Source organism: Winkia neuii subsp. neuii DSM 8576, from assembly GCF_000420405.1.
In the GTDB taxonomy this organism is placed as follows: Bacteria; Actinomycetota; Actinomycetes; order Actinomycetales; family Actinomycetaceae; genus Winkia; species Winkia neuii.
This window is the reverse complement of record NZ_ATUW01000004.1, coordinates 158,036-184,823: the sequence shown is the minus strand read 5'-3', so window position 1 is coordinate 184,823 and position 26,788 is coordinate 158,036. Positions and strand designations below refer to the sequence as shown.

Here is a 26,788-nt window from a genome sequence, read left to right as displayed (position 1 = left end):
GTGTATTCGTAACAAAAAGTGTGGGGCAAAAGCCCCACACTTTTTTTATTTGCGTCCTCGCACAGAGGTTATTCCTAGCGCGCCTCCGGCTCCTAGCAGAGCGGCTCCGGCGAGCGTGAGTAGTTGCTGAGTGTTTTCGGAGGAACCAGTTTTTGCTAGCGGGGGCCTATAGGGTTTTGAACTGACTGTGGCGGCCCCTGCTGGAGACGACTCTCCAGCCGTGTTGCCCTCGCCCTCGGCTGCCTTCGGAGAGGTTATCTGTGCACCGGACTTTTCAGCTTTGCTTGCGAGGGTAGGGCCGGGTGACGGCTTCCCCAAGCCAGCAGGACCGGTCTCCGGCGCTACAGTTTCGTCAATTTCTTGCTTGCTAGCGGGATTTTCTGTGGGCCCGATATCGGCCGCCCCACCCTTGGCGGCGTCCGAGTTTGCCGGATCGGTAGCTGGGTCAGTTTTTTGTGCCTGATCCACTGCAAAACGTAGGGGGTACCACTTGGTTGCCCGCTCGGTTGCCCGGTCCACCGCGCGCACCTGGAGCAGGTAGTGTCCGGGTTTCGAAAAAGCCCACACCAGGTGCGAGTGGATTCTTCCGGTAGTGGAAATGGTAGAAGTGCGATCAGAAGCGGCCATGATGGTCCCCAGGCCGTTCAGATCTTGGGTAAATGCCCACCAGGCTCCTCCTTTAGGAGCTTTGGCGGGGCGGACCTGAATATCAATTCCCTTTGGGTATTTTGAGTAGTCCACAGACTCGGTGGAAAAGCCCGGCCATACTAGTCCGTTCCTCTGATTTTGGGGAAGCACGTAAAGTTGGGTCCCCTTCTTGCCTAGGAAGTCAAAGTCTTTAGAGGCGAATACATGCCCCCGGCGGGTTACTAGAGCTTGTTTTGGTACGGCGAGGGTCACTTTGTCTAGAGGGCGGATGAGGGTGCGTTTTTCTTCCGTTCCAGAATCGTCACCAAGAGCCATTGCTAGCCCGTTTTGGTCTGTTACTCGCACGTCCACGTGTCCGTCGGAGATCGTGGCTTGCGCCTTTGAAATTTTCTCAGTATTTGTTCCTGTCTTGCCTGGGTTTGCTTCTGTTTCTGCGGGGCGAGTGGGGGAGGGGGTAGATTCTGTTAGCTCGTGGGCGGCAAGCGGATCGCCTTTACGGATTACAGAAGGCGGATTTGTGAGCCTAGTTTCGGCGCTTTTGGGAAGAACAGCCTTGCCTAGGGAAATATCTTTCGCTCCTGCCAAGGTACGGGAGTTTGGTTGCAGGCGCAGTTTGAGCGTGTAGCTGCCGTCGTTGCATCCGTCCCAGGGCACCTTTATTTCGCGTTGGGCAGGGGAAGAAATAAATTCTACCTCGCAGCTAGGATTATTCCCGTCCGGAGTGTCGTAGAATCCGCCCGTGACGCGCAGAGTCAAGTTTTTGTCCGCGGGGATGGCTGCGATGGAAGCATATTCGTTATCGAGCTTTTTTGCAGTTACAGATACCGCAGGGTCTGCGATCTTTTGATCGCCATTGTCGAAAGTGGGTAGAGCGCGGGTAGGGCTTTTGCGTGGAAAGCTCCCGGGCTGGGTGGTGCTCACTGTTCCTTGGGTGCGGTTGTAGCTGAGGGGGCTGGATATCCACTTTCCCGGCCCTTGCTTAGGAATGAAGACTACCTGGAAGCTGGAGGTTTCGGACCCGATCATCTCGCTCCAGGTAGCTCGCCCGTCCTTTAGAGGCACTTCCGCAAGGTAGTAGCCGTCGATGTAGAAGATGGCTGTGCCGGCAGTAGCGGTGGAGGTAGTAAATTCCATGTCGGTTAGGTATTCGTCACCGTCTTTTTCTCTTCCTTCGTGGGGGGTTATGGTGAGGCGCGCTTCGCCCTCGGCCCCGGTGTTTTCGGCTTGGTCGTAGGCTCGAGCGACGTCTTTAATACCGTTCGGAGCGGGCTTGGAACCTCCCACCTGCCAAGTCATTGTTTGCGGAGCGGAAGCGACGAAGCGGCCGGATTTGTCTCGGGCCGATGCTCGGTATTGGATGTGGTAAGTACCGGGCTTTGTAAAAGTGGTGATGTTGTGGGTGTGGGTGCCTGGTTTTATCCAAACTGAGCGCATGCCGGGGCTGTGGGAGGAGGCCATCCAGTCGTCGTAGCGGAACAGGTCCATTTTCCCGGGCCCGTCGAAGGCCACCATGTCTAGGTTGAAGGAGCCGTCGCGGAACTTTTCGGCCGGAATTTTTAGGTCCGCTCCAAAACCTGCCCAGATTGGAGAGTTGGCGAGGCCCGGCAGGATGGGGGCTTGATAGAGCAGGGTTCCTGGTTCGCCCAAGTTGGGGATGCTGTTGTTTTTGGGGACTTCGTAAACGTACTGCTGCTGCCCGGTGTTTTTGTATCCTTTGCCTACCCAGTTGACGGTTTTCTCTAACTTGTGCTCTTTGCCGTCTACTTCGGCATTTAGGGTAAAGTTCCTACCCTGCCAGAACACTTTCGGCGAATCTACGTGCGCTTGGCTGGCTACTATCAGGTCGTCGCTAGGGCCGGCTAATGCAAGGGCGGGAAGAAGGGCGAGGGCGACTGCCCCAGCCAGGGCGGAAAGTGTCTTTAGGGACATCGGGCCCCTCCTGTTATAGAAAACGGTTGTCATTAACGATTGTCTGGTATTGAGGCTTCGACGTCAACTGCCTTTTGCGGCGCTTCCGCTTGGAAGAATTTGTGGGCGCAGGCATTCAGATCGGCCTTAAATCGCGACATTCGCCCAAATATTATTTTTCTCACTTCCAGCTTTTTGGGAAAATAAATTGAAATTTTATGTGAGCCGGGGAACTAAAAACAGTAAAAAAAGCAAATGGTAAGTAAAAACTAATCTGGTTTTTCGTTGGAGCGTGCCAAACGAGTCGGCGAGGTAGTAACGTCCTAGCAGGTCAGTGGCGGATTTGCCGCAAAAAACGGGGGGTGGAAGGGTTGCATACTCGCAATTGTGGACGTAAGTCCTAGATTTGCTTTAGTGGTGTTGGGCACATGTGAACGCCCCCCTTGATGCCTGCGTTAGATCACGTAAACTCAGAATTGACAACTGATACTGAGCGTCAAAGCAAATAAGGAGTTAGACGTGTCAAACTCAGAAGAAACCTTTGAGGGTTGGGAAGGGTTCAAAGAAGGATCCTGGTCCAATCAGATTGATGTCAGGGATTTCATTCAGAAGAACTACACCCCTTACGACGGTGACGAGTCCTTCCTGGAAGGGCCCACTGAAAAGACCCGGCGCGTTTGGGACACTCTAGACAGCAAGTACCTCTCGGTCGAGCGCAAGCAGCGCGTCTACGACGTTGACACCGACATCCCGGCCGACGTTGACGCTTTCGATGCTGGCTACATTAGCGAAGACGACAATGTAATCGTCGGTCTCCAGACTGACGTTCCTTTGAAGCGTGCGATGATGCCGTTCGGCGGTTGGCGAATGGTCGAGACCGCTATCAAAGAGGCGGGCAAGGAAGTAAATCCTGAAGTAAAGAAGATCTTCACCAAGTACCGCAAGACCCACAACGATGCGGTGTTCGATATTTACACCCCGCGCATTCGCGCAGCTCGTTCTTCTCACATCATCACAGGTCTTCCCGATGCTTATGGTCGCGGCCGCATTATCGGCGACTACCGCCGCGTTGCCCTCTACGGCGTTGACAAGTTGATCGAAGAGAAGCAGAAGGACAAGGATCGTTACATCGACAAGCCCTTCTCCGAGCACTGGTCTCGTTACCGCGAAGAGCACGCCGAGCAGATCAAGGCTCTGAAGAAGCTGAAGACCATGGCTTCCAAGTATGGCTTCGACATTTCCAAGCCTGCTACCACTGCTCAGGAAGCTGTCCAGTGGACCTACTTCGGATACCTTGGCTCCATCAAGTCTCAGGATGGCGCGGCAATGTCCATCGGCCGCCTGTCCGCTTTCTTCGACTGCTACTTCGAGCGCGATTTCAAGCGCGGCATACTAGATGAAAAGGGTGCTCAGGAGATTATTGACTCCCTGGTCATCAAGCTGCGTATCGTGCGCTTCCTGCGTACCGAGGCTTACGACCAGATCTTCTCGGGCGATCCCTACTGGGCAACCTGGACTGACGCGGGCTTCGGCGAGGACGGACGCTCGCTCGTAACCAAGACCTCCTTCCGCTTGCTGCAGACCCTGGTAAACCTCGGGCCTGCTCCGGAACCGAACATCACGATCTTCTGGAACGAGAAGCTTCCCGAAGGCTACAAGCGCTTCTGCGCTAGGGTCTCTATCGAGACATCGTCGATTCAGTACGAAGCTGACGAACAGATTCGTCAGCAGTGGGGTGACGATGCAGCAATTGCCTGCTGTGTTTCCCCGATGCGCGTTGGCAAGCAGATGCAGTTCTTCGGCGCTCGTGTGAACGCTGCTAAGGCTCTGCTGTACGCAATCAACGGTGGCCGCGACGAGGTCTCTGGCAAGAAGATCATGGAAGGCTACGAGCCCATCAAGGGCGACGGCCCGCTGGACTTCGACGAGGTCTGGGAAAAGTACGAAAAGATGCTCGACTGGGTAGTCGGCACCTACGTAGAGGCCTTGAACATCATTCACTACTGCCACGACCGCTACGCCTACGAGGCAATGGAAATGGCATTGCTCGACTCGGAGCTAGTGCGCACTATGGGCTGCGGCATTGCTGGCCTGTCCATCGTTGCGGACTCGCTGTCGGCGATCAAGTACGCGAAGGTCACTCCGGTTCGCGACGAGACCGGTCTGGTAGTTGACTACAAGACCGAGGGCGACTTCCCGCTTTACGGCAACGACGACGACCGCGCCGACGATATTGCGGCAACGATCGTTCACACGATCATGTCCAAGATCAAGGCCATCCCGATGTACCGCGATGCGATTCCGACTCAGTCGGTTCTGACCATTACCTCGAACGTCGTTTACGGCAAGGCTACAGGCGCCTTCCCGTCGGGCCACGAGGCTGGCACCCCGTTCGCACCTGGTGCAAACCCGGAGAACGGCATGGACACCCACGGCATGCTGGCATCGATGCTCTCTGTTGGCAAGCTCGACTACAAGGATGCCCTCGACGGCATCTCGCTCACCAACACCATCGTTCCGTCCTCACTCGGACGCACTGAGGATGAGCAGATTACCAACCTCGTTGGTATCATGGATGCTGGCTTCATCAAAAAGGGTTAGTCAAAACACAAACGTCCTATAAGCAACCAAGAGAAGGAGAATAGGAATGGCAGTTAAGACTTTCGAAGAGCGTATGGAGTCGATGAAGGCGGCCCGTCACGACAACGGTGGTGTAAAGGGCCTTTACCACGCCAACATCAACGTCCTGAATAAGGAAACCCTCGAGGATGCCATGGAGCACCCCGAGAAGTACCCGCAGTTGACCGTTCGCGTTTCCGGCTACGCAGTCAACTTTGTGCGCCTGACCCGTGAGCAGCAGCTCGACGTGATCTCGCGTACCTTCCACGCAACTCGGTAAGTTTGGTTCTACCACTTACAGCTCGGGGCGATACGAGCTGGGAGAGCGAAGGCTCGACCGGTGAGTATCGCCCCGAACCGCTAGAGTACGAGGTCCCCCGTCTGCAGGGGGCCGGGCTCGCAGGCGTTACCGATGCGCCGCAGATGAACCGTCAGGAACATCTGATGGCGGTACGAGCCGGAGAAATAGGGTCGGTACACTCCTGGGAGCTAGTGACTGCGGTCGATGGCCCTGGTACGCGCTTGACTGTTTTTCTCGCAGGTTGTCCGCTGAGGTGCGTTTATTGTCACAATCCCGATACTTGGAAGATGCGTGACGGCACCGCAGTGCGCGAAGAAGATTTGATCAAGAAGATCGTACGGTACAAGCCAGTCTTTGATGCCACCGGAGGAGGAGTTACTTTTTCTGGCGGCGAACCGATGATGCAGCCGACTTTCCTCAAGCGGCTGCTTCGCGACTGCAAGAAGAATGGCATACACACGAACATCGACACTAGTGGCTTCATGGGTGCCAGCTTCTCAGACGATGATTTGAATCTAATGGATCTGGTCATGATGGATGTCAAGAGTGGTGACCCTGAAATCTATAAGAAGGTCACTGGTCGTCCCTTGGAGCCTACGTTGAAGTTCGGTCAGCGCTTGGCTGACAACGGCAATAGGGTGTGGATTCGTTTCGTGGATGTTCCTGGCTGGACCGACCAGAAGGATAATGTCGAAAGAGTAGCTGACATTGTGGCTCAGTGGCCAAATGTGGAGCGCCTTGAGGTGCTGCCGTTCCACCAGATGGCTCGCGACAAGTGGGCGGATCTGAATATCGATTACAAGCTCGAGGACGTGGAACCGCCTTCTAAAGAGGCCGCCGAAAAGGTTAGGGATATTTTCCGCAGCCGCGGATTGACCGTTTACTAGGTCGCAAATTAGTTGGGCGTCGGCATTTGGCCGGCGCTCAATTTGTTTAAAGGCTGCCATGTTGACAGTGAGACTCGGCGGCTTTACCCTATTAAAACGATAACCGTTTGCAATAGGGATTTTAGAAAGGCACATCGTGGCCGTAAAACAAATACTTGCTGCCCTTGCCTCTGGCATACTGGCTCTTTCACTGTCGCCGAGCGCTAGCGCAGCGCCCAACTATATCGACCAGGGGCACGCGGACATATTCACGGTCTCGGCGACCGAAAATACCCTTACCCTCAACGCCCACGTGGATCCCACAGACAGGTTTGAGGGCGGTACCTTCAAGCCCGAAGAACTTATTTTGGGTGTCAAAGACGCAGCCTGGCAGACAGAAACGACCTCTATAAATGACCTTGGAGTTCCCGGCTACTTACTTCCGGAAAACTCGAGCGCCAACTTACTCTGGCCTGGATGGGACACCAAGGGGGTAGCAAAGGCGGGCTACGAAAAGGTTACTCTGCAGTTCCTTGAAGTAGCTGGGCCCGGGCGAGTATTCGCATTCCAAAACGACTTAGGGGCTTTGAAGGCGGTGGCCAATGGGGGCTTTGCCCTCACTTCGGGTAGCGAAATCGTGCAAGAGAGGCCAGGTCACACCCACGCTAGTTGGCTGTTCGAAAAACCGGGGCGCTACACCATGAAAGTCGTGGCAAAAACCGAAAAGGAAGGGAAAACGCTCACAAGCCGCCCGCACGTATACGCTTGGCAAGTAGGAGGTGCGGGGCTCGACCGTAGCGCAGACAGCAACAAAAATGAACGCAACGGCAAATCCGCCACACCGGCGCCGCTGGCGCAAGCGGGGGCAGCCGGGACTTCCGAAAATGCAGATGCTAAGCCGACCTCCGCTGCAACACCCAACCAAAGTGCAACTGAAACTGCCCAGAAAGACGCAGGCGGGGCAGAAGAGGCCCAAGGTGAAGATTGCAAGCTAGTCGAAAACTCTGGAGAAAGCCTTCAAGCTGTGCTAAAAGACGACCGCAGCGCACCCGCCAAATGGGTGGATCCTAGCTCGATAGTATTTCCGCTAGGGCAGGCCGCTCGGCGAAATCTCCCCACCCAGATGGGCCCCGTACCAAAGGGAACCGTCTGGATGATAGGGAGCACCCAGACAAAGAACGTGCCCTGGCTAGGGGCGAATACCATGCATGAGTCGCTCCTGGAAAAGACTACCGGGCCGGTTCGCTGGAAACTGTCTTCATTCTCAGGACCCGGAAACATGTACGTGTTTACTTCCGGCAATTTCGGCGAAGTAGTGGGACAAAAGTGGTTCACCGGAGCGAACAATACTGCCACGGGCCAGGTTGAAATTCCTCACAACACTCACGTGCACCCAAATTGGATCTTCACTAAACCTGGGCTCTACAAAGTAGGCATCACCCAGACCGCGAAAAGCAAGGACGGCAAAGAAATGAACGCACACACAACCTTGCACTTCAAGGTGGGCGAGGGAAGTATGCACGGGCACTTTGACCTAGGTGCCAAAATTGGCACCGGCGGAAAAGTCTGGCGCAACTCAAAAGGGGAGGAGTGTACGCCGCCCTCAGGTCTTGCCTCCACCGGTTCGTCTGCACTCACCGGCCCACTGGCAGTTTTTGCTGCGGGTCTTGCCGTCTTCGGGCTGGGCGTTGTGGCGCGCCGCAAATGCGCAAACTGATCGCGCTCGTTTTGCTGTGCTGCGCAGGCTGTACGGGCTGCACGCCTGCCGCGCAGAACGAAACGTTGCAGGTAGTAGCCACTACACCGGTACTGGCTGACATTGCTCAAAATGTTGCCGGTGACCGGGCCCAAGTCACCTCTCTGGTAAAGCCGGGGGCAGACCCACACACCTACGAACCCACGCTGCGCGACGTGCGGGCCATTGCGAACTCTTCGCTGGCGCTAACTAATCATCTGCTGCTCGAAGAACAAGCTCTTGTCCGTACAGTTATCGAAAACTCCCGCTCGCAGGTGGTCAAGGTTGCCGAGGAAACCCCAAAATATGGAGTAAAAATGCTTCCTCTGGTAGAAGATGCAGCTTTAGACACTGTGTGGTTGGGGATGCGCGTCGAGGGCGAAAATACTCGCCTTTCACTGGTAAATAAACGGGGGCCAGGCGAGGTAAGCACCTACCTAACCACCTCCTTTGGAAGTCCCCAGGTGTACATAAATTCCGCTGACGGAATCGATCGCTCAGATGGCGTAGATCTGCCTGCGGGCGCGCATACGCATCTGAGCTGGGCCTTTACGAAGCCAGGAATTTATGAGTTGACCTTCGCTTCGGCTCGGGCCAAGGAAACTTTTACCTTTGCCGTAGGCGTGGATCCCGCCCGCTACAGGCAAACTAAAAACAAATACCCACTCGAAGGGGGACACGAAGACATTACGGCTACCGGGGGGCGCATCTTAATTGTCGGTGATGGCAAAAACGGGGAGCCTAAGGCCCAGTTTGACCCCGCAAAGACCGTAATTGTGGTGCCTCCCTCCGCCCTCGCCCAAATTCCTCCAGACCCAAGGTTTAGATTCCTTGGCCGGCCGGGACACGAAACTTACATGCTAGCCCAAGGGGTAATAGGTAAACACGTCCACGGGGAGGTGGACCCCCACATGTGGCAAGACGTGAAAGCGGGTATTGCCTACGCCAAAGTGATCCGCGACCACCTGAAAGAAGTAGATCCTGAGGGCTCGGTCCAATACGAAAGAAATACGTCCCAATATGTCGGGCGACTCGAAAAGCTAGATAGGTATGTGCGCAGCCAGATTGCGGCCATAGACACCTCTGCTCGGCATCTCGTTACTACACACGATGCCTACGGGTACCTGGCTGCCGCCTACAACATAAAAGTCGCCGGGTTTGTCAGTCCCAACCCGGGGGTGGAACCCTCCACCCGAGACCTAATAGCGCTCACCAGAACGTTGCAAAACCTGAAGGTGAGGGCCGTATTCCTAGAGCCGAATCTAACGGAGCGATCCAAAGATCTAACCGAAACGGCTAAAAGACTAGGAATTAAGGTTTGCCCCATTTACGGGGATAGTTTTACGGAAAAAATCAACACCTACGAAAAGATGATGACCGCTAATGCCAACTCTTTGCGCAGGTGTCTGGAGAAACAATGAAAAGAAAACTGCTACTAATTTTTACGGCTTTAGCCCTGAGTGTCGCTAACCTGCCTCTAGCTCAAGCTGACGAACTAGATCAGATAATTTCAGAAGACGAACAGGTTGCCCCGCTAGGCGAGAATAAAGTATTTGCTGCGGGGCATGCGGACATGGGGGTGCGGGTGCAGGGCGGCAGTGCCCAAATTATGGTGCGCGACGATTCGCAGGATGTGCCCGTATGGAGGCATCCACAAGACGTTACTTTTGCCCTGTCGGATAAGGCACTGCAAAATTTACCTGCGGGCACCGAATACGATTTTACGGGTGCATCCGCTGGTCAGCGAGTGTGGGTGATTCCTCAGGCTCAGATTGCGGGAGTTCCCTGGCTAGGTTGGTCTAGCGGGGATCCGGCCTTGGCGAAAGAAGCTGCCAGGGGAGTGACTATAGAATATTGTGGCCACAAGGGTCCCGGCCAATTCAGTGTCTTTGAACAAGATGGGGGATTTTCTAAACCGCGTTTGTTATGGAGTTCGCAAAAAAATAAGGCCCAACCCATTTTCACTGAAATTGGCTCCCATGCACACGCTAACTGGGTTTTTACAAAGCCGGGAGTACACCTAGTGGCAATTCGAATGCGTGTCGAAGGGCCTAAACCAAAAACTTACGAAACGTTCTTGCGCTTTGCGGTTCAAACTGATCCGCTAGCTGCTGCCGGGCAACGTTGGACTGGCAAAATGTTGGACTCGTCAACTTCCAAAGAACCCGCTAGACCGGTAGCTTCTCGAACTAAGAGTTTCCCCTATGGCTACGCAGTTTTGGGATGCGGTGTAGTTGTAGTCGTAGTTGGCGTTTTCTTGTACGTGCGCGCCAGTAGAAAAGAACGCCAGAGGGCAGAAGAAAGATGAGTGGGATACGCGTAGAAAATCTGCACGTCAACTTCGGAGGGCGAACCGCGCTAGACGGGGTGAGCTTTAGTGCCCAGGGTGGGCAGCTGATAGGTTTACTGGGACCGAATGGCGCCGGCAAAACCACTCTTCTGCGGGCGATACAAGGGCTCATTCCCAGTCGAGGGCGCATAGAGGTTTCGAAGGGGAATATTGGGTATGTTCCCCAGCGGCGGCAGTTTGAATGGGATTTCCCTATCGACGTTACGGGCGTTGTCCTATCGGGGCTAGCACGCGAAATTGGTTGGTTTCGTTTTCCTAAAGAACGTCACTATAGAGCCTGCCGGCAGGCGTTAGAAAAAGTGGAGTTAGGCCACCTAGCTAAGCGCACGGTTGGAGAGCTTTCGGGGGGACAAAGGCAACGCGTTTTAGTTGCACGCGCACTGGTCGGACGCCCTCAAATACTGCTGCTAGACGAGCCTTTTACCGGCTTAGATATGCCGGCTGCAGAATCTTTGCTGAAACTGTTTCGTTCCCTCGCGGATGCTGGCACTACCGTGCTGCTTTCAACTCACGATTTGGCTGGAGCTATGGACCAGTGTGACAAAATTCTTTTGCTGCGCCAGAGTGTATTTGCCTTTGCGCCACCGGCGGAGCTATTAGATCGGCACCTGTGGGCGAGGGCTTTTCAAGTTGGCCCCCACTCGCCGCTGTACAGAATTGTTGGTGCTAAATGATTTCTCTACTCGATTTTTTTGCTGATTTAACTAATCCTGTGCTCGCCTTCTTGCCGCGGGCGCTAATTATTGCAGTCGCTTCCTCGTTAGTCTGTGCGGTTGTGGGCACCCACGTCGTACTCCGGGGTATGGCTTTTATCGGAGACGCGGTCGCCCACGCAGTATTTCCAGGTATCGCCATAGCTTTCGTGTGCAGTTTTTCATTACTTTTGGGGGGAGCTCTAGCGGGGGGAAGCGTGGCTATTTTGGTTGCCGTGCTGTCACAGAATCGAAAGTTGCGTGAGGAAACACTCATTGGAATCTTGTTTGCGGCCGCCTTTGCTCTGGGACTAGTCATTATCTCGAGGGCAGAGGGGTATACGGCATCCCTGTCCAGCTTTCTGTTTGGCTCAATTACCGGCGTGTCTGACCGGGACATATGGCTAGTTTCCATCATTGGAGGTGCAATAGTGTTGGCGGTGCTAGCCCTCAGCAAGGAGCTCGTAGCTGCTTCACTTGACCGCGAGATGGCCAGAGCGTTGGGGCTGCCGGTGTTTTGGCTAGATTTGCTGCTCTACTTAGCTGTAACGGGGGCAGTGGTCATATCAGTACGCACAATTGGAAACATACTGGTTTTGGCTCTGCTGGTAACGCCCGCGGCTACGGCTCGTCTGCTAACAGACCGTTTGGCCTCAATGATGGCACTAGCGGCAGTGTTCGGAGTATTGGGATCGTTTTTTGGGATCTATTTTTCGTGGGCTCTTGATCTTCCCACGGGGGCGGCAATCGTCTTGACCGTGACTGTCATGTTTTTAGCAGCCTGGACGTTTGCGGCTATGAAAAAGTCCCCCCGGCAGGGCTCGAACCTGCGACAAACGGATTATGAGTCCGCTGCTCTAACCGACTGAGCTACAGGGGGAACGGCAATAGTTTATACGGAAGTTCTGCCTAAGTCACATCGCCGACGTACCTTAGAAGTATGTTCAACAAAGACCACACAAAACCGAGTGCTGAATTGACCGCCCTGCTTCTCCCAAAAGAGAAGGTGTTGCACGTAATTTCGTTGGCGACGGGACAAGCAGCAGCAACCCGCAGGGGTTTAGTTGTGGTAGATAACACTAATTATTTTTCAGCAGCTTGGCATGAAGTGAAGCAGGCCGTATACCGCGACGACGAGTCGTCCATCACAATTACCTTTCAAGATCCCGCCCGTGAAAAGGTGAGACTGCTCACCGAAAAATCAGATCCGATCAGGTTTATGGATGAGATTCGCGAGGGGGTGGAGGAGGCTCAGGTGGCCTCTCTGGCGCGTTCTCTGCCGAATGGGACACGCGTGAGTGTGGCGATTTTGCGGCATGATAATGGGAAATTATTTTCGTTCGTGAGTGCTGACGGGTATGTGCCTGAAAAATATTTAAGCCGGGTTGTAGCTCTGGAAAGTGAGCTGCGCGACCAAGTGGGGATGCCGCTTCGCCCCTCTGCGGACGAGCCGACCCTCGGAGCCGATTAGACGTAGGTAGGGAAAGTCTGCTAGATTCTTTCTCGTCGCGATCCCGCGTAGCTCAATGGCAGAGCATTCGACTGTTAATCGAACGGTTGTTGGTTCGAGTCCAACCGCGGGAGCTCTTAGAGGTTGTTAGCCGCCATCTGGCTGGCAGATAAAAGACCTGTAAATATATTGACGGATCCCAGTTTCCGTTGCTATTTAGCCGTTTTCAAGCATCACGCTTGCGTTGTTGTGGCGATGTATGGGGCGGCGAAAGCTCTACCGTCACTATTAAATTGTGTTTGAGTCCCCTTCTGGGGCTGTTCGGGTGTACTTTGGCCCGGAATTACAACGTTTTCGCCTCCAATCGCGGTCCGTATGTGCCAAGTAGTATAACCTACGTCACGACAATCACCGACAGGTGCCGACAAATAAAACGTCAATAAAACGTCAGTAGAAACAATAAGGCCCCTTATAATTCTGGGTGTAAGAAAGCCTGTAAGCCGGCTGGCCTACAGGCTAAGAGATTGCTTCGACCCCGGGGGCCTCACGAAGAAAACGCCGCTTTTGCGTAATCCATAGTGACCGCCTCGATAGCTTCAAAAGCTTTCGGATCAAGGTCACGAAAGTCTTGAGCGCGTTCTGCAGCATTTAGGAACTCCATCCCATATTTGATCCACTTCTTTCTCCACTCCTCATTGTCTGCGGTCAGTGGCCCCCAAGACTGAATCTGGTCGGGCGTGTAATCCTGGCTTAGCCGGCGAGTAATATAAGTTTGCATCCCGGCTAGGTCTTCGTTCGTAGTCATAATAAGTATCCCTTTAGGTTAGGTTTCATTCTGCACTGCTAATACAGCCAAGCAGGCGAGAAATGACATCCTCAGCCTCCTCACCCGTAATCGAGAAGGTCCTGCGTAAGACTGCGCGAATCTGGGCAAAAGAATCCCCTCTCATGGCCCCTTTAGCGGCCCGCAGCCCCATTACCGCCTGAGTTAGTGGGCGCATCGCAAAGGCTGCACAAATATAGTCAGGCTCTTCTTCCTGGCGGGGTTGGATGATAGTGGCTCCATCAAGTCGGGCCTTACGCACTCCGGCGGCTTCCTTGAGAGTTATGAGCGCGCCCTGCTTGGTGGGGTTTTTGACCTTAGCCCGCTGCTGGGTATTGAAATCCTCAACCGCCTCCCTGACTGAGGCGTAGGAACTCTCGCTCATAAAAGCTTCAAGTTTGCTCTTGCGCCGCACCAATCCGATGACCCCGCTTGCCGGGTGGGTGAGACGTATGATTTCGCGGTTTACAGCATCTTTGGCACCAAAGTGGGTGAGAGCAAAGACATCCCTGATCCCCATCGCCCACTCGGGGTTCGAGGCCGCCTCGTGCAGGTTTTTCAGGTGCTGCATGGTTACAATTTGCAGCACGTCATCTTCCAACCAGTGATTACCTTTGCAGATTCGATTTAAAGATCTGCTGACTCTAAGAAGGTTGCCCCGGGCTTTGTATAGATGTTTGGCAATTAGGGCGGGGGCGGCATCTACTCCAGCCTTGGCTATTTCGTACAGGTCATCTTTGCTTCCATCCACCCCCGGCTAATACAGCCTGAATCAGAACGCCAAGCCTTAGCTACGGTCTTTGCGGGTACCCCAATAAGGGTTCATCTGCTGGGGATGTCCAACCCCGTACTGTATCTAGATACTGTTGGTCCGGTTCCCGCAAAGGTAACCCCTCCCACGGGGCTGGGGTGCCGTGGGCCATAGCGTTAGCTAATGCCACAATACGGCGTGAGTTAGTGCGCCCATCCACCAGCCACGCCAGCGATCTCGCCCGGTATTAAAGGGCTCGAAACCCCGTTGAACTAGCTATTATGATGGTGAAAAGTCTTGGACAACGACTAGGTGAAATCAAGCAAGACGCATCCCATGGGCGCGCAGAGGTGCGCGCTCCCATTCACTATCTCGAAAGAGAAGCTAGCAAGCGTCGCCGGTAGTCTTGTTCCAATTACCGGAACCGGGCCGGGACTTATTCCAAGCGTCAATAGTGGAAACTAGCCACCCTTTGACGGGACGCTTGACCCCAACAATAATGTCCGCCTCGGGTAACATACCCTTAGCCGCATAGCCGCGAATAGTGCCCGGATGCACGCCTAAGTAGTCGGCTATGTCCCCGCGAGTCAAATATGTTTCCATCAATACCGCCTAACCTTTGTTAGAGAAACCCGGGGGCCGGGCTTGCCAGCCCCCGGCTAGCCGTTCCTACTTCTTACGTAGGTAGTTAATCAACTCAATGACTGCTATCATAGAGGAACTCAATGACTGCTACCATAGAGGTAGGAAGAGCTAGGAGTACTGAGATTATCGCTAGGGTTAGCATCTCAGCCTCCTTTTCTCTATGGCCACCGGGTTGCCGCCCGGTGGCATTTTTATGTTGAAGCGGGATTGCCCCCCCCGGAACCGTTAGGCATACTTTGCCAGCCAGCTTCTTTCGATCCCAGTCACTCTAGTCTGCGATAGCTATTGGGAGCTTTTACTATCATCTGATTCTAGGTAGGGCAGTGGGATCTGCTCGTGAGTGAGTTCAATCTGGGCTTTGTAAATAGCCCCGAGCGTTTGAGGAACTTGCCACCGTGTAGCATCCTCGGCGGTGATCAACCTCATTTGCCACTTAGCCGCATTTTCTAGGGCCTTTTTTGCGACACTTTTAGCTTCACCGGCGCTCGGGTAGGAAGCCTGTCGTTTGTCCTGCCCGCCCGCGTTAGCGAGCGCGTCAACTTGCTTCGAGATCTTCTCTGCGGCATCCACAAGAGCTCCGTTCTCGTCCAAATTAGCTGCCGCCCACTGCAGCTGGTAGCGTGACTGATCTAAGCCCGCCAACAGGTCTTCTGGGAGCGAGCCCGCATATTCAGAATTGGCCTTCGGAGCACTAGATTGCGCATCGGTAGGTGCGTACTTACCCGTGGTGCGGTTTAGGCGGAGCGCCTTGGATGCAGAGACTTCAACTTTGGGGAGTGAAGCTGAAACAACGTTAGCGAGGGCGACCCCTTCGGCCTGCCGAGCAACAGAGGCCGAAAGTAAGAGCTTGGCGAGAGAAGGATCTTTCACGGCGCTGCTATCCGCTCCAGCTTGGGCGGCGCAGCGCGAATATTCCCTTAGTGTTTCGGCAATGTCGCTAGGTGCGGCTGGTCTGGGCGGTGGGGTCGCTCCGCCTTCAGGGCGTTTCCGAGACCATCCTCTCCATACCTCACCGAAAGTGCCCAACCTCACTTTTGCGTCTCTAGTGTTAGTTTTCGCTAGTTCTAGCCCGCTTTCTCCAATGTGGAGTTTGGGTAGGGAAGTGGCGATATTTTGCTCGCAGATGGCAGCTGCGTTCCTGGCCGCGTCGTCAATCGAAAGATCAGGCAGAGGAGGGATGCCGGTGTCCACCCGAAGGTTGCAGCCCGAAAGAAGAGCCGTAGCTACAGAAAAACATAGGCACGTAGCAAAAAACTTTTTCATGGCGCCATCATTGCACGGGTAGGATTGGCTTAAGTGAATTTAGGGGAGGCGCCGTGCAAAAGGACCGGTATGAATCTTTACGACTTGAATTCGATCAAGCGGTTAGTCATTTGGGGCTCACAGTCCTACAGGTTGAAAAGATTCCCGCCGGTAAACACTCGCGTTTGCGAGTAGTGCTGGATCTAAACGATGGTCCCGGGGGAGTGGATTCGAAGGCGCTCACGGAGGCAACACACATAGTTTCGCAGATTCTCGATCGCGTGGATCCAATTTCTGGACAGTACACTCTTGAGGTGACCACGCTGGGGGCCGAGCGAGAGTTACTAACCGATCGAGACTTTCGTCGCGCGGAGGGCCAACACGTCGAACTTGAGGTGGGAAACGCAACCTTGGCAGGTAAACTGGTCGGAGTTGGCCCAGATCCGGTTCGGATTATGACCTCGGATGGGCTTCGGGAAGTGGATAGGGCCCAGATCTCTGCGGCACGCACCGTAGTGATGTTCTTTTAGGGAGGACGATCAATGGATATTGATATGAGCGCCTTGCGCGCCGTCGAAAACGAGCGCGGCATCAGCCTGGACCAGCTGGTGGAGGCCATTGAAGACGCGCTACTCAAGGCCTATCACAACGTTCCAGGGGCCCTTCCCAAGGCGCGGGTCGAGATCGATAAACATGGTCATGTCGTTGTCATGGCTACCGAGGAAGACGAGGACGGAAACCCAATTGGGGAGTTCGACGACACCCCCTCGGGATTCGGGCGCATTGCCACATCTGTGGCTCGTTCGATGATTGTCCAGCGCTTGCGCGAAGCCGAAGATGCGCAGGTGCTAGGCGAATTTTCGGATAAAACCGGCACGGTAGTAGCTGGCCGCGTGCAGCAGTCGCGTAATCCGCACATAGTTACGGTCAAAGTTGGTGATTACGAGGCAATCCTTCCTGAGGGAGAACAAATCCCGGGCGAAAAGCTACCGCACAATACCTTGATTCGCGCCTACGTGGTTAGGGCGGTCCGCACCGAAAAAGGGGCTCGAATCGAACTGTCGCGTCGCCACCCCGAGCTGGTGCGGCGCCTGTTTGAGCGGGAAGTGCCTGAGCTGTCCGACGGTGGTCTGAAGATTGAATCCATTGCGAGGGAGGCCGGCTATCGCACTAAGATTGCAGTGAAGCCGCTGCAAAAAGGTGTAAATGCGAAAGGTGCGTGTATTGGGCCCATGGGCGCGCGCGTACGAGCAGTTATGAGGGACCTGGGTGGCGAGAAGATAGACATAATCGATTACTCAGACGATATGGCTACGTTCGTAGCGAACGCACTTTCCCCCGCCCGTGTGTCTTCTGTCACTATGGCCTCTAGTGGGGAAGCTATGGCCAAAGTGTTAGTTCCGGATTTTCAACTGTCTCTAGCCATCGGCAGGGAGGGTCAGAATGCGCGTCTTGCCGCCCGTTTAACTGGTTGCAAGATCGATATCAAGTCCGATACCGAGGAACTGGGGCGGCCCCTGGCTTCTAGTGAATCGAGACCAGATACACACCCGGTGAACGGGGGCGGCGCTGTAGATTCGGCCGAATGACCGCTAAAATGGGACCCGTGTGCGATCGAGCGTCAGACAAGGTCCGCGCTCGAGCGCGCACGTGCGTAGGTTGCAGAAACCAGGATGCTAGGGCCAATTTGGTTCGTCTGGTTTCTGATGGGGAGCGGGCTACGGTTTGGTCCCCTTCGACTCGCAGTGGCAGAGGTGCATGGATTCACCCGGATCTTAAGTGCTTGCACCGGGCAGTCAAAACTCGGGCTATCCCCAGAGCGCTTCGAGCGGCCGTCAAGGTCGATTCGCAGCAGCTGGGTGCGCTGCTGCAGGTCGCAAATAAGAGCATTCAAGGCGGCAAGGTCCTTGAAGCACGAGACGAAAGCGGGTTGGAAGCTGATGGGCACCCGATGAGTACCCAGCGATGAGCTGCCAGCAAAAGTAAATTGTCCGTCCTGTTTGGGGCGGACCCAGACAGGAGAATTGTGGCAAAACTGCGCGTGCATGAGCTTGCTAAAGAGCTCGGTACCACCTCTAAAAATCTTCTTGGAATCTTGAAGGAGCAGGGTGAGTTCGTAAAATCTGCGTCCTCTACAATTGAGGCGCCGGTGGTGCGAAGGATCCGAGAGCAGTTCCCCAAGGGCGTCGCAGACGACAAGAAGTCTGCTTCGGCCAAGGGAACTAAGAAGCCTGCTAAAAAGGAAACTACTTCTAAGGGCACGGCTAAGAAGCCTGCTGCTTCTAAAGCTAATGCTCCCAAGCCTGGGCCGAAGGCTAAAAAAGTTGACTCTGGCGCAAAGGCTGCGGCTAAACCAAAGGCAACTGCGAAGCCAAGGAATGAAGCTAAGCCTGCGGCTAAGACCAGCGCGAAACCCGGTCCTAAGCCGGCGGGTAAGAAGGCGGCTTCTACCGAAAAACCGGCTCCCAGGAAGCCGGCTCCTAAACCAGGTTCCCATATTCCTACGCCTAAGGCGGCAGTGAAGTCCGCTCAGAAGGCACATGAACCTCGTCCGGGCAACAACCCGTTCGCTTCTTCGCAGGGCATGCCACGTCCGGGAGGTAGTCGTCGTCCAGGCCCGCGGCCGGGGCCACGCCCGGGCAATAACCCATACGCCTCCGCCCAGGGGATGCCCAAACCCGGCGGCAGAGGTCGCAACAACAAGCCTGGTGGCGGAGCTAAGAACAGGCGTCCGTCCGGGCCACGTCCAAATCCGAACATGATGCCGGAGCGTTCCAAGCTTGCTGAAGCACAGGCGCACGCCGGGCAGAACAATAGGCCCGGCAATCGCGATTCTCGCCGAGGGGGTCGCGGGGGTGGCCCTCGCGGCGGCTTTGGTGGACCACGTGGTGGTCGCGGTGGACGCGGCTCCACACAGGGGGCATTCGGCCGCGGTGGTGGCTCGAAGCGTCGCAAGTCTAAGCGTGCTAAGCGGCAGGAATTCGAACAGAAGGCTCCAACTATTGGCGGCGTTCAAGTACCCCGCGGCGACGGCACTACCGAGGTGCGCATTCGCTCGGGTGCGTCCTTGGCCGATTTTGCCGACAAGATCAACGTCAACCCGGCAGCCTTGGTAACCGTGATGTTCCACTTGGGCGAAATGGTAACCGCGAATCAGTCTCTCGACCAGGACACCTTCGAGGCACTGGGAGCCGAGCTTGGGTACGTAGTAAAGATCGTTTCCCCCGAGGACGAAGATCGGGAGCTCTTGGAGTCATTCGATATAGATCTGGAGGCCGAAGAGGCTGATGATCAACAGAATATGGCTCCGAGGCCGCCAGTGGTTACTGTTATGGGCCACGTCGACCACGGTAAGACTAAGCTGCTAGACGCTATTCGCCACACGGACGTTGTTGGCGGTGAGCATGGTGGCATAACCCAGCACATCGGCGCCTATCAGGTAAAAGTGTCGTTGAACGACCAGGAGCGAGCCGTTACCTTTATCGATACTCCCGGGCACGAAGCATTCACCGCTATGCGTGCCCGTGGCGCCCAGGCAACGGATATCGCAATCATTGTGGTAGCTGCAGACGATGGGGTTATGCCCCAGACTGTTGAGGCGATTAACCATGCGCAGTCGGCCGAGGTGCCGATTGTGGTCGCAGTAAACAAGATCGATAAGCCAGGTGCTAATCCGGACAAGATCCGCGCCCAGCTCACCGAGTACAACCTGGTTGCCGAAGAATACGGTGGCGACGTAATGTTCGTCGATATTTCTGCTAAGCAGCGCACCGGTATCAAAGAATTGCTCGAGGCCGTGCTACTTACAGCAGATGCCGCCCTCGATCTAAAGGCAAACCCGGATGCGGAAGCTCGGGGTACTGCCATTGAAGCAAATCTGGACCGTGGCCGCGGTGCGGTTGCGACCATGCTTGTTCAGCGTGGCACCCTTCGAGTGGGCGATGCGCTGGTTGTAGGCAATGCACACGGTCGCGTGAGGGCCATGTTCGACGATCGTGGTAACTCTGTGGAAGAGGCTGGGCCTTCTCGCCCGGTTCAGGTCCTAGGCCTCACTTCAGTGCCGCGTGCAGGCGATTCATTCCTCGTCGCTCCCGACGACCGGACTGCTCGTCAGATTGCCGACAAGCGCGAGGCTGCGGAACGGCAGGCTCAGCTCGCCAAGCGCCGCAAGCGTATCTCGTTGGAGGACTTTGACGAGGCCCTCAAGGAAGGCAAGGTTGAGACCCTCAACCTCATTATCAAGGGTGACGTTTCTGGTGCCGTGGAGGCCTTGGAGGATTCGCTTCTCAAGATTGACGTATCGGACGAGGTACAACTGCGTATCATCCATCGCGGTGTCGGCGCTATTACCCAGAACGACGTAAATCTGGCTACTGTCGACAACGCAGTGATTATTGGCTTCAACGTGCGGCCTGCAGAGCGTGTGGCTGAACTCGCTGATTCCGAGGGCGTAGATATCAAGTACTACTCAGTGATCTACGCTGCAATCGAAGATGTCGAGAATGCTCTGAAGGGTATGCTGAAGCCCATTTATGAAGAGGTCGAGCTAGGCAAGGCCGAGATTTTGCAGGTCTTCAAGTCCGGTAAGTTCGGCAACATTGCTGGTTCCATTGTCCGCAGTGGCAAGATCAAGAGGGGTGCGAAGGCACGTCTAATTCGTGACTCTGTGGTTGTCGCTCCCGATCTCGAGATTGCCTCGTTGCGTCGCGAGAAGGACGATGTGACCGAAGTCCGCGAGGGCTACGAGTGCGGTATAACGCTCGGTCACAAGGACATTCAAGTTGGCGACATCATTGAAACTTGGGAGATGCGCGAGAAGCCTCGCGATTAAACCCACCAGGGGCGGGCTCGGGCCCGCCCCCTTTGGGAGGTAGAAATGGCAGATGAAGCACGTCAGCGCAAGGTTGCTGACCGTATTAGGCAAACGGTAGCGCGCCTTTTGGAGCGTCGCATAAAGGACCCTCGGATTGGTTTCGTTACGATTACCGATTGCAGAGTTACCGGGGATCTGCAGCACGCTTCTGTTTTTTACACCGTTTTCGGTGACGAGGCTGCTCGCAGTGGGAGTGCTGCCGCGCTGGAATCGGCTAAGGGGCTTATTCGCTCCGAGGTCGGGAAGGCTCTTGGCATCCGACTAACTCCAACCTTGGAATTTATTCCGGATGCACTTCCCGAGGCTGCGGCCTCTATCGAAGAGGCACTCGCAGCAGCTCGTGACCGAGATGCCCAAATTGCGAAACAGGCCGAGGGAAAGGCATATGCTTCCGAAGCGGATCCATATAAGGCTCCCCGCGTAAAAGACGAGGCATAATAGTGCGTTTAGAAGTACCCCGGGGGCAGTTTCCGGCTGCCCCCGGGTTTGTCGTAATCGATAAACCCGCCGGTTGTACGAGCCACGACGTAGTTTCGGCGGTGCGGAGACTGGCCTGTACTCGGAAAGTCGGCCATGCAGGCACTTTGGATCCCGACGCTACAGGGGTGCTCTTAGTAGCGGTGGGTGCTGCTACTAAGCTGCTCAAGTACTTTAGTGGGGCTGACAAAGAATATGAGGCAACGGTGCGCTTTGGGGTTACAACCAGCACCGAGGACGCCTCCGGGGAGATAGTTTCTCAGCGGGGAGCCCGCCTGCGGATTGAGCAAATCTCCCAAGTACTGCCTAAATTCACTGGCAATATTATGCAGGTTCCTTCTGCGGTTTCTGCTCTAAAGGTGGGTGGAAGACGCGCCTATCAGCTCGTGCGCGAAGGCAGGGAGGTATCTCTCGCGGCTCGCCCTGTGACCATTACCGAGTTAGAGCTGACCTCTGCGGTCACCGTCATTGAGGGGCCAGTTCCCGTCAGCGAGGTTTCGCTGCGACTTTCTTGTTCTTCAGGAACCTACGTCCGTGCGCTTGCCCGCGATTTAGGTGAAGAGCTCGGTTGTGGAGCTCACCTGCGGAAATTGCGGCGGACTCGCGTGGGTTCTTTTACCCAGTCCCAGGCGCTGACCCTACCCGAGGCATTGACGGATGGGAAACTACCCACTGTCGACATGCTTACAGTGGCAAGCAAGCTCTATCCCTCGCTAACTCTGAGCGATGAACAGGTTGCGGACGTGCGCTGCGGACGCCGCCTTCACCTAGATTCCGGCTCAGAGGGGACATGGGCACTTGGCGATGGTGCAAACAACCTAGTTGCTATGGCAACATTGACTAGTCAAGGCAGTGGGTGGCGTTTGCAGCCGCGCACTGTGTTCCCTAAGGAGGGCCTAGATGGCTGAAGAAAAGAGTGCCTGCTCTTGCGGCGGAAAATGCAGTAGTAACGGACACGGCAATAATTCCACTGCCCACAAAGTACGGGGATCTATGGGCGTTGCCCCGGCTGGAAGAAAAGAACTAGGTCTTCGAGGGCAGGCGAAAGAACAGTAACTATGCGAGTCTGGCACGGCTTGGAGGAAGTCCCCGCCGATATTGAATCAGTGGCCACGATTGGTATTTTTGACGGGGTGCACCGTGGGCATCAGAAGATTCTCTCGACAGCGGTGCGCGATGCACGCCGACTGGGAGTGTTGTCGGTAGCTGTTACCTTTGATCCCCATCCCGCGGTAATACACCGCCCAGAGGGGATCGAGCTCATTATGCCCCTGTCTGACCGCCTGGAGCAGATTGCTGCGCTCGGCGTCGATGCGGTGTTAGTAGCAAAATACGACTTGTCTTTAGCCTCTTTGAGTCCCTACGATTTTGTGCAGAGATTTTTTGTCGACGCTCTTGGAGTCTTAGAGGTAGTTGTGGGCGAAGACATGCGCTTCGGCAAGGGCAACGCTGGGGACGTCGCTACACTGCACGAGTTAGGGGATAGATTCGGATTCGACGTTACCGAGATCGTCGACGTTGAGTCTTTCGAGGGGCGCCGTTGGTCATCTACCTGGGTGCGGCAGGCTCTAGCCGCCGGAGACGTCTCTTTGGCAAATCGTATTTTGGGTAGAAATTACCGATTGCGAGGGCATGTAGAGCACGGCTTCAAACGAGGTCGCCAGCTTGGTTTCCCAACTGCAAATTTGAATTCTCAGGGCGTGGGTTTTGTTCCCGCTGACGGCGTCTATGCCGGACTGATTGTGAGGGCGGTAACGGGGACGCGTGCTTGTGAAATGCTGCCCGCTGCAATTTCCGTTGGCACAAATCCGCAATTCGACGGTGAGGAACGCACCGTCGAAGCACACGTTTTAGGCAGGTCCGATCTGAACCTGTATGGCGAGGACATAGCGGTTGATTTTATAGCCCGTATTCGCCCCATGAAGCAATTTGATTCAGTTGAAGAGCTTTTAGAACGTATGGATGCCGACCTCCTCGAAGCAGCTAGAGTCTTGGGGGCACCGCCAACTGGGCGCATTCGCCCGGAAGAGGTTACTGCGCAATAGTGTGCTAAGTATCATACAAGATGTTTTTGCGTGGATAAATTAAAGTTTATTAAAAGTAAAGGAAAAAATTTTAATTAATTTCCGCGCACTATTTTGCTCAAGAGTGCTGGAGAGAGAGTAGAACTACAAGTCTTTTCAGTTCGTATTCCGCCGAAAAGATGAAAGAATATTAATCAGGTGCTGGAGGGCTGATTTTCATATAGTCGCATTGAAGATCCCATTTTCTCAGTAAGGATTTTTTATGCGTAGAAGATTTGCATCCGCTCTCTTGGGGATGTCTCTGGTGCTTTCCGTTGGTGCTTTGGGCGCGCTTACTCCCCAGAGTGCGCAGGCGGAGGAAAACCAGTTTTTGGCCGGCCGCGGTATGGCCGACATGACCGGTGAACCCGGCGAGAATGGCATGATGGGCTATGGTGACTCGCGCCAGCTCAGTGAGGGAATCCATTCACGCCAATTTGCTCGCGCCTACATCGTGCAGGATCCCAACACGAACAAGCGGGTTGCTTTCCTCTCGGGGGACATGCTTTCGGGTACTAATTTGGAGCGCGAGCTGCTACTCAAGAAGCTCAAAGAAAAATATGGTGACAGGTACAACGACGGCAACGTGCTGATTGCTGCCACCCACACTCACGCCACCCCGGGCGGTACTACTGATTATTCGCTCTACAATGTGACCACTATGGGCGTCCACAAGCAGTCGTTGGACGCAACTGTGGACGGTTTCGCTAAGGCAATCGAGCGGGCCGAGGCCGACATGGCGCCCTCGGAAATTTCCTTCGGAGCGGACAAAGTAACCGACGCCGGAGTGAATCGCTCTCTAGACGCGTTTATGAACAACCCCAAAGAGCTCCGCGACAAGCTTCCCGGTAACCGCGACGCGCGTTCGGACACCATGGCTATCTCGCGCAACGGCAAGGTCACAGGGTTCGTGAACTGGATGGCTACCCATGCCACCACTCTTCCCACAGAAAACAAGCTGATATCTTCGGACAACAAGGGCTATGCCGAATATCTGGACGAAGTCAAGGAAGCAGGGGATGACTACACCAAGTTGGACAATCCGGCGATGGTTGCTGCCTACGTGTATTCCAACGGTGCAGACCAAACCCCTAACCTTGGGTTGAAGCCGGCGACGGGACCGTCGAAGGATCCCTATAAGAGCGTCGAGATTATGGGCAGGCGCATCCACGACGGCGCCTCTCGTTCTCTTGCGAAATTAACGGCTCAGCGCGACACCACCGTGGATTACCGCATCGTTTGGGTCGATATGCAAAACCAGCAGGTCGCCCCGGAGTTTTCCACCACAGGCAAGGAGGAGAAGACTTGCCGGGCGATAGTTGGGGCGCCTTTCGGATCCGGCTCTGAAGAAGACGGTGGCGGTGGGGTCACCTTCCTCGGAGAGGGGCTCGACAAGAATGAGCTCATGGATTCGCTGACTAAGACTACCTACGAGGCCACGCCCGGGTTGAGGGGCTGTCAGGGTCCTAAAAAGGTGTTGTTCGAATCCGGAATGGTGGATGGCGTTCAGACTAAGCTTCCGGTTCAGGTACTGCGCATTGGCGATCGCTACATTCTAGGTATGCCTGGCGAGGTTACCTCGGCCTCTGGGGTGCTTATGCGTGAGGCCTTCGCTAAGACCGCAGGTACTACCGTCGATAAGGTCATGATCTCTTCTGCAGCCAATGCCTACGCCCACTATTTCACTACTCCGTGGGAATATGACCGTCAGAACTACGAGGGCGGAGCCACTATCTTCGGCCGCTATACTGTGCCGGCGCTAAACCAGGTCTTAGCGGGCATCGGGAAATCTTTCAAGACTGGGGGTAAAGAAGTAGTTGGTGAGGCACCGAACATTCGCCCCTTCATCTACTCTGCGTACGGTCGCGTCCTTCACGACACTCCCGGGGGTAAGCACTATGGGGACGTCTTGATTCCAGTCCGTTCGGCATATGAGCGCGGCAGTGTGGTCAAAGCGGTCTTCCAGGGTGCTCACCCGAATGTGAATATCCGCCATGAGGGCACTTACATGCAGGTTCAAAAGCAAGAGGGCGACAAGTGGGTAGACGTCGCTAAGGACTCTGACTTTTCTACTAAATTCATTTGGAAACGCAAAGGAATTTCGGCTTCCGAGGTCACCTTGCAGTGGGACACTGCCGAGGCGGAGCCTGGGACATACCGAATGGTTTACAACGGTACCTCCAGGGCGCCGGGCAATCGCGACAGTGAATTCCAGGGGGCCACTGGCTCCTTCCGCGTCGAATAGTTGCTGTGCAAGGGTGACCGCTTCAAAAATTTGGGGCGGTCACCTTCGCGTATTATCGGAATATGTCGTTGAGTTTCAGGAGGGCAAGCCCTGCAGATTTGCCTAGACTCATGCAAATGTTTTCTGAAGGACAGCAGCAGCTTTTGTCTTTAGGGGCGTTTCAGTGGCAAGAGGGCGTGTACCCGAATGAGCAGATTGTTTTAGATGATATTGCTGAGCAGGTGTGCTTTGTAGCTTGCGAGGGCGGGGCAGTGGTGGGCACTTTGGTTATAGATCCCAGGCCGGAACCTTACTTTGCTCAGCCTCAGTTGCGGTGGAGATACCCTGCGCAGAGCTCGCTGGTGTTGCATCGGTTAGCAGTGGCGAAATCGGCGAGGGGCCGTAAGGTTGCTCGGGCGCTTTTGCAGTTTGCGGCGAAAAAGGGGCCTCATTTGCGTTTGGATACCTCCCCGCAGAACTTGCCTATGGTGCATTTGGCTGAGTCCGAGGGCTTTGTGAAGGTTGGGACACTAATCTATTCCGACTATGGGGGGATCATTTGCGATTGTTACGAAAAGTAGCGAGTGCCTCATTTCACGGCTTGAGAGGTGTGGATGGGCGCCCATTCTTGATACGATTGCCTTTGCCGTCATGCCGGCCACGGTAGCGTCATGCTCGGGTGAATGGGCCCCGGTGCTCCGTGCAACAACAATCAGAAAGAGGGACGAAGTGTCGCTTAGCAAAGAAGAAAAAGACCAGATCATTGCCGAATATGCTACTCACGAGGGCGATACCGGTTCGCCCGAGGTGCAGATTGCGCTGCTGTCGAAGCGCATCAAGGATCTGACCGAGCACTTTAAGGATCACAAGCACGATCACCACTCGCGTCGCGGCCTGCTGTTGCTGGTAGGCCAGCGCAAGCGTCTGCTCGGTTACCTAAAGGAAATTGACATCGAGCGTTACCGTTCCCTGATTGAGCGTCTCGGTCTGCGCCACTAGTCTTCTTCATTTCGGCCCGGGCATAAGCTCGGGCCGAAAGTCTATGTTCTGGCACTAGTTAAAAAACCGAATCTAACCGTTAGACTAGCTATCGGGAACCCGATCGCGTCGGTCTTCGGTAG

The 26,788-nt window shown here is 55.0% G+C and carries 24 protein-coding genes, 2 tRNA genes and 1 pseudogene; 21 read left to right on the top strand and 6 right to left on the bottom strand.

Going from position 1 to position 26,788, the window contains the following annotated elements; translation table 11 throughout:
• Window positions 1–45: 45 nt before the first annotated feature.
• On the bottom strand, window positions 46–2,577 hold the full coding sequence (locus G437_RS0105485) for a choice-of-anchor M domain-containing protein (protein ID WP_051141890.1): 2,532 nt from the start codon (window positions 2,575–2,577) through the stop codon (window positions 46–48).
• A gap of 498 nt (window positions 2,578–3,075) precedes the next feature.
• On the opposite strand from G437_RS0105485, the gene pflB reads away from it, so the two are divergent.
• The 8 genes and pseudogenes from pflB to G437_RS11190 form a co-directional block, all read left to right on the top strand.
• On the top strand, window positions 3,076–5,157 hold the full coding sequence (gene pflB / locus G437_RS0105475) for a formate C-acetyltransferase (protein ID WP_024331572.1): 2,082 nt from the start codon (window positions 3,076–3,078) through the stop codon (window positions 5,155–5,157).
• Between the two features lie 46 nt (window positions 5,158–5,203).
• Window positions 5,204–5,455, top strand: coding sequence for an autonomous glycyl radical cofactor GrcA2 (gene grcA2, locus G437_RS0105470; RefSeq protein WP_024331571.1), 252 nt, complete (start codon window positions 5,204–5,206; stop codon window positions 5,453–5,455).
• Window positions 5,456–5,619: 164 nt separating this feature from the next.
• Window positions 5,620–6,363, top strand: coding sequence for a pyruvate formate-lyase-activating protein (pflA, locus tag G437_RS0105465; RefSeq protein ID WP_024331570.1), 744 nt, complete (start codon window positions 5,620–5,622; stop codon window positions 6,361–6,363).
• Between the two features lie 136 nt (window positions 6,364–6,499).
• Window positions 6,500–8,059, top strand: coding sequence for a TIGR03773 family transporter-associated surface protein (locus G437_RS0105460; RefSeq protein ID WP_024331569.1), 1,560 nt, complete (start codon window positions 6,500–6,502; stop codon window positions 8,057–8,059).
• On the top strand, window positions 8,047–9,498 hold the full coding sequence (locus G437_RS0105455; protein ID WP_024331568.1) for an anchored repeat ABC transporter, substrate-binding protein: 1,452 nt from the start codon (window positions 8,047–8,049) through the stop codon (window positions 9,496–9,498). Before G437_RS0105460 ends, G437_RS0105455 begins: the two co-directional genes overlap by 13 nt.
• Window positions 9,495–10,385: a choice-of-anchor M domain-containing protein gene (locus G437_RS0105450; protein WP_024331567.1), complete on the top strand. Its 891-nt coding sequence runs from the start codon at window positions 9,495–9,497 to the stop codon at window positions 10,383–10,385. The genes G437_RS0105455 and G437_RS0105450 overlap by 4 nt, the downstream gene beginning before the upstream one ends.
• Window positions 10,382–11,101 (top strand): anchored repeat-type ABC transporter ATP-binding subunit, encoded by a 720-nt coding sequence (locus G437_RS0105445; protein ID WP_024331566.1) that lies wholly within the window; start codon window positions 10,382–10,384, stop codon window positions 11,099–11,101. The genes G437_RS0105450 and G437_RS0105445 overlap by 4 nt, the downstream gene beginning before the upstream one ends.
• Window positions 11,098–11,940: pseudogene (locus G437_RS11190) on the top strand (anchored repeat-type ABC transporter permease subunit); the annotation flags it as partial. The gene G437_RS0105445 and the pseudogene G437_RS11190, both read left to right, overlap by 4 nt.
• On the opposite strand, the gene G437_RS0105435 reads toward G437_RS11190, so the two are convergent.
• Window positions 11,926–11,999: transfer RNA gene (locus G437_RS0105435), tRNA-Ile, on the bottom strand. The pseudogene G437_RS11190 and the gene G437_RS0105435 overlap by 15 nt on opposite strands.
• A 60-nt stretch (window positions 12,000–12,059) precedes the next feature.
• On the opposite strand from G437_RS0105435, the gene G437_RS0105430 reads away from it, so the two are divergent.
• Together G437_RS0105430 and G437_RS0105425 are read left to right on the top strand one after the other, a co-directional pair.
• Window positions 12,060–12,590, top strand: coding sequence for a hypothetical protein (locus tag G437_RS0105430; RefSeq protein ID WP_024331564.1), 531 nt, complete (start codon window positions 12,060–12,062; stop codon window positions 12,588–12,590).
• Window positions 12,591–12,631: 41 nt separating this feature from the next.
• Window positions 12,632–12,703: transfer RNA gene (locus G437_RS0105425), tRNA-Asn, on the top strand.
• Between the two features lie 410 nt (window positions 12,704–13,113).
• Here G437_RS0105425 and G437_RS0105420 read toward each other — a convergent pair.
• From G437_RS0105420 to G437_RS11330, 4 genes are all read right to left on the bottom strand, one after another.
• Complete coding sequence (locus G437_RS0105420; RefSeq protein ID WP_024331563.1) at window positions 13,114–13,374, bottom strand: hypothetical protein; 261 nt, start codon at window positions 13,372–13,374, stop codon at window positions 13,114–13,116.
• A gap of 25 nt (window positions 13,375–13,399) precedes the next feature.
• On the bottom strand, window positions 13,400–14,143 hold the full coding sequence (locus tag G437_RS0105415) for a hypothetical protein (RefSeq protein ID WP_024331562.1): 744 nt from the start codon (window positions 14,141–14,143) through the stop codon (window positions 13,400–13,402).
• 384 nt (window positions 14,144–14,527) lie between these two features.
• The gene (locus G437_RS0105410) at window positions 14,528–14,746 is read right to left on the bottom strand and encodes a helix-turn-helix transcriptional regulator (RefSeq protein WP_024331561.1); all 219 of its coding nucleotides are present in this window, start codon (window positions 14,744–14,746) and stop codon (window positions 14,528–14,530) included.
• Between the two features lie 324 nt (window positions 14,747–15,070).
• Window positions 15,071–15,658 (bottom strand): hypothetical protein, encoded by a 588-nt coding sequence (locus G437_RS11330; RefSeq protein WP_141739503.1) that lies wholly within the window; start codon window positions 15,656–15,658, stop codon window positions 15,071–15,073.
• A gap of 446 nt (window positions 15,659–16,104) precedes the next feature.
• Here G437_RS11330 and G437_RS0105400 point away from each other — a divergent pair, with 446 nt between their 5' ends.
• The 11 genes from G437_RS0105400 to rpsO all read left to right on the top strand — a co-directional run bounded on the left by G437_RS0105400 (window position 16,105) and on the right by rpsO (window position 26,666).
• Entirely contained in the window at window positions 16,105–16,560 is a 456-nt protein-coding gene (locus G437_RS0105400) for a ribosome maturation factor RimP (RefSeq protein WP_024331559.1), read from the top strand.
• 12 nt (window positions 16,561–16,572) lie between these two features.
• Entirely contained in the window at window positions 16,573–17,619 is a 1,047-nt protein-coding gene (nusA, locus tag G437_RS0105395; protein WP_024331558.1) for a transcription termination factor NusA, read from the top strand.
• Window positions 17,616–17,999, top strand: coding sequence for a YlxR family protein (locus tag G437_RS11185; RefSeq protein WP_060798046.1), 384 nt, complete (start codon window positions 17,616–17,618; stop codon window positions 17,997–17,999). The genes nusA and G437_RS11185 overlap by 4 nt, the downstream gene beginning before the upstream one ends.
• 57 nt (window positions 18,000–18,056) lie before the next feature.
• A complete protein-coding gene (gene infB / locus G437_RS0105390; protein WP_024331557.1) occupies window positions 18,057–20,861 on the top strand; it encodes a translation initiation factor IF-2 in 2,805 nt (934 codons plus the stop codon).
• Window positions 20,862–20,906: 45 nt separating this feature from the next.
• Window positions 20,907–21,341: a 30S ribosome-binding factor RbfA gene (gene rbfA / locus G437_RS0105385; protein WP_024331556.1), complete on the top strand. Its 435-nt coding sequence runs from the start codon at window positions 20,907–20,909 to the stop codon at window positions 21,339–21,341.
• A 2-nt stretch (window positions 21,342–21,343) separates the two neighbouring features.
• The gene (gene truB / locus G437_RS0105380) at window positions 21,344–22,288 is read left to right on the top strand and encodes a tRNA pseudouridine(55) synthase TruB (protein WP_024331555.1); all 945 of its coding nucleotides are present in this window, start codon (window positions 21,344–21,346) and stop codon (window positions 22,286–22,288) included.
• Window positions 22,281–22,436 carry a hypothetical protein gene (locus G437_RS11325; protein ID WP_155845684.1) on the top strand — a complete coding sequence of 52 codons (156 nt, stop codon included), beginning with the start codon at window positions 22,281–22,283 and terminating at the stop codon, window positions 22,434–22,436. Before truB ends, G437_RS11325 begins: the two co-directional genes overlap by 8 nt.
• 2 nt (window positions 22,437–22,438) lie before the next feature.
• Window positions 22,439–23,425 (top strand): bifunctional riboflavin kinase/FAD synthetase, encoded by a 987-nt coding sequence (locus tag G437_RS0105370; RefSeq protein WP_024331554.1) that lies wholly within the window; start codon window positions 22,439–22,441, stop codon window positions 23,423–23,425.
• Between the two features lie 241 nt (window positions 23,426–23,666).
• The gene (locus G437_RS0105365) at window positions 23,667–25,688 is read left to right on the top strand and encodes a neutral/alkaline non-lysosomal ceramidase N-terminal domain-containing protein (RefSeq protein ID WP_029769330.1); all 2,022 of its coding nucleotides are present in this window, start codon (window positions 23,667–23,669) and stop codon (window positions 25,686–25,688) included.
• 116 nt (window positions 25,689–25,804) lie between these two features.
• Window positions 25,805–26,248: a GNAT family N-acetyltransferase gene (locus tag G437_RS0105360; protein ID WP_158237524.1), complete on the top strand. Its 444-nt coding sequence runs from the start codon at window positions 25,805–25,807 to the stop codon at window positions 26,246–26,248.
• Window positions 26,249–26,396: 148 nt separating this feature from the next.
• The gene (gene rpsO / locus G437_RS0105355; RefSeq protein ID WP_024331551.1) at window positions 26,397–26,666 is read left to right on the top strand and encodes a 30S ribosomal protein S15; all 270 of its coding nucleotides are present in this window, start codon (window positions 26,397–26,399) and stop codon (window positions 26,664–26,666) included.
• Window positions 26,667–26,788 lie beyond the last annotated feature (122 nt).

Excerpts from the sequence above, each read along its gene's own strand:
- G437_RS0105450 (WP_024331567.1), top strand. The coding sequence starts at position 9,495 with ATGAAAAGAAAACTGCTACTAATTTTTACGGCTTTAGCCCTGAGTGTC.
- G437_RS0105420 (WP_024331563.1), bottom strand. The coding sequence starts at position 13,374 with ATGACTACGAACGAAGACCTAGCCGGGATGCAAACTTATATTACTCGC.
- G437_RS0105430 (WP_024331564.1), top strand. The coding sequence starts at position 12,060 with ATGTTCAACAAAGACCACACAAAACCGAGTGCTGAATTGACCGCCCTG.
- G437_RS11185 (WP_060798046.1), top strand. The coding sequence starts at position 17,616 with ATGACCGCTAAAATGGGACCCGTGTGCGATCGAGCGTCAGACAAGGTC.
- G437_RS0105360 (WP_158237524.1), top strand. The coding sequence starts at position 25,805 with ATGTTTTCTGAAGGACAGCAGCAGCTTTTGTCTTTAGGGGCGTTTCAG.
- grcA2 (WP_024331571.1), top strand. The coding sequence starts at position 5,204 with ATGGCAGTTAAGACTTTCGAAGAGCGTATGGAGTCGATGAAGGCGGCC.
- G437_RS0105370 (WP_024331554.1), top strand. The coding sequence starts at position 22,439 with ATGCGAGTCTGGCACGGCTTGGAGGAAGTCCCCGCCGATATTGAATCA.
- G437_RS11325 (WP_155845684.1), top strand. The coding sequence starts at position 22,281 with ATGGCTGAAGAAAAGAGTGCCTGCTCTTGCGGCGGAAAATGCAGTAGT.
- pflA (WP_024331570.1), top strand. The coding sequence starts at position 5,620 with ATGGCGGTACGAGCCGGAGAAATAGGGTCGGTACACTCCTGGGAGCTA.
- G437_RS0105485 (WP_051141890.1), bottom strand. The coding sequence starts at position 2,577 with ATGTCCCTAAAGACACTTTCCGCCCTGGCTGGGGCAGTCGCCCTCGCC.
- G437_RS0105410 (WP_024331561.1), bottom strand. The coding sequence starts at position 14,746 with ATGGAAACATATTTGACTCGCGGGGACATAGCCGACTACTTAGGCGTG.
- G437_RS0105445 (WP_024331566.1), top strand. The coding sequence starts at position 10,382 with ATGAGTGGGATACGCGTAGAAAATCTGCACGTCAACTTCGGAGGGCGA.
- nusA (WP_024331558.1), top strand. The coding sequence starts at position 16,573 with ATGGATATTGATATGAGCGCCTTGCGCGCCGTCGAAAACGAGCGCGGC.
- rbfA (WP_024331556.1), top strand. The coding sequence starts at position 20,907 with ATGGCAGATGAAGCACGTCAGCGCAAGGTTGCTGACCGTATTAGGCAA.
- G437_RS0105365 (WP_029769330.1), top strand. The coding sequence starts at position 23,667 with ATGCGTAGAAGATTTGCATCCGCTCTCTTGGGGATGTCTCTGGTGCTT.
- G437_RS0105455 (WP_024331568.1), top strand. The coding sequence starts at position 8,047 with ATGCGCAAACTGATCGCGCTCGTTTTGCTGTGCTGCGCAGGCTGTACG.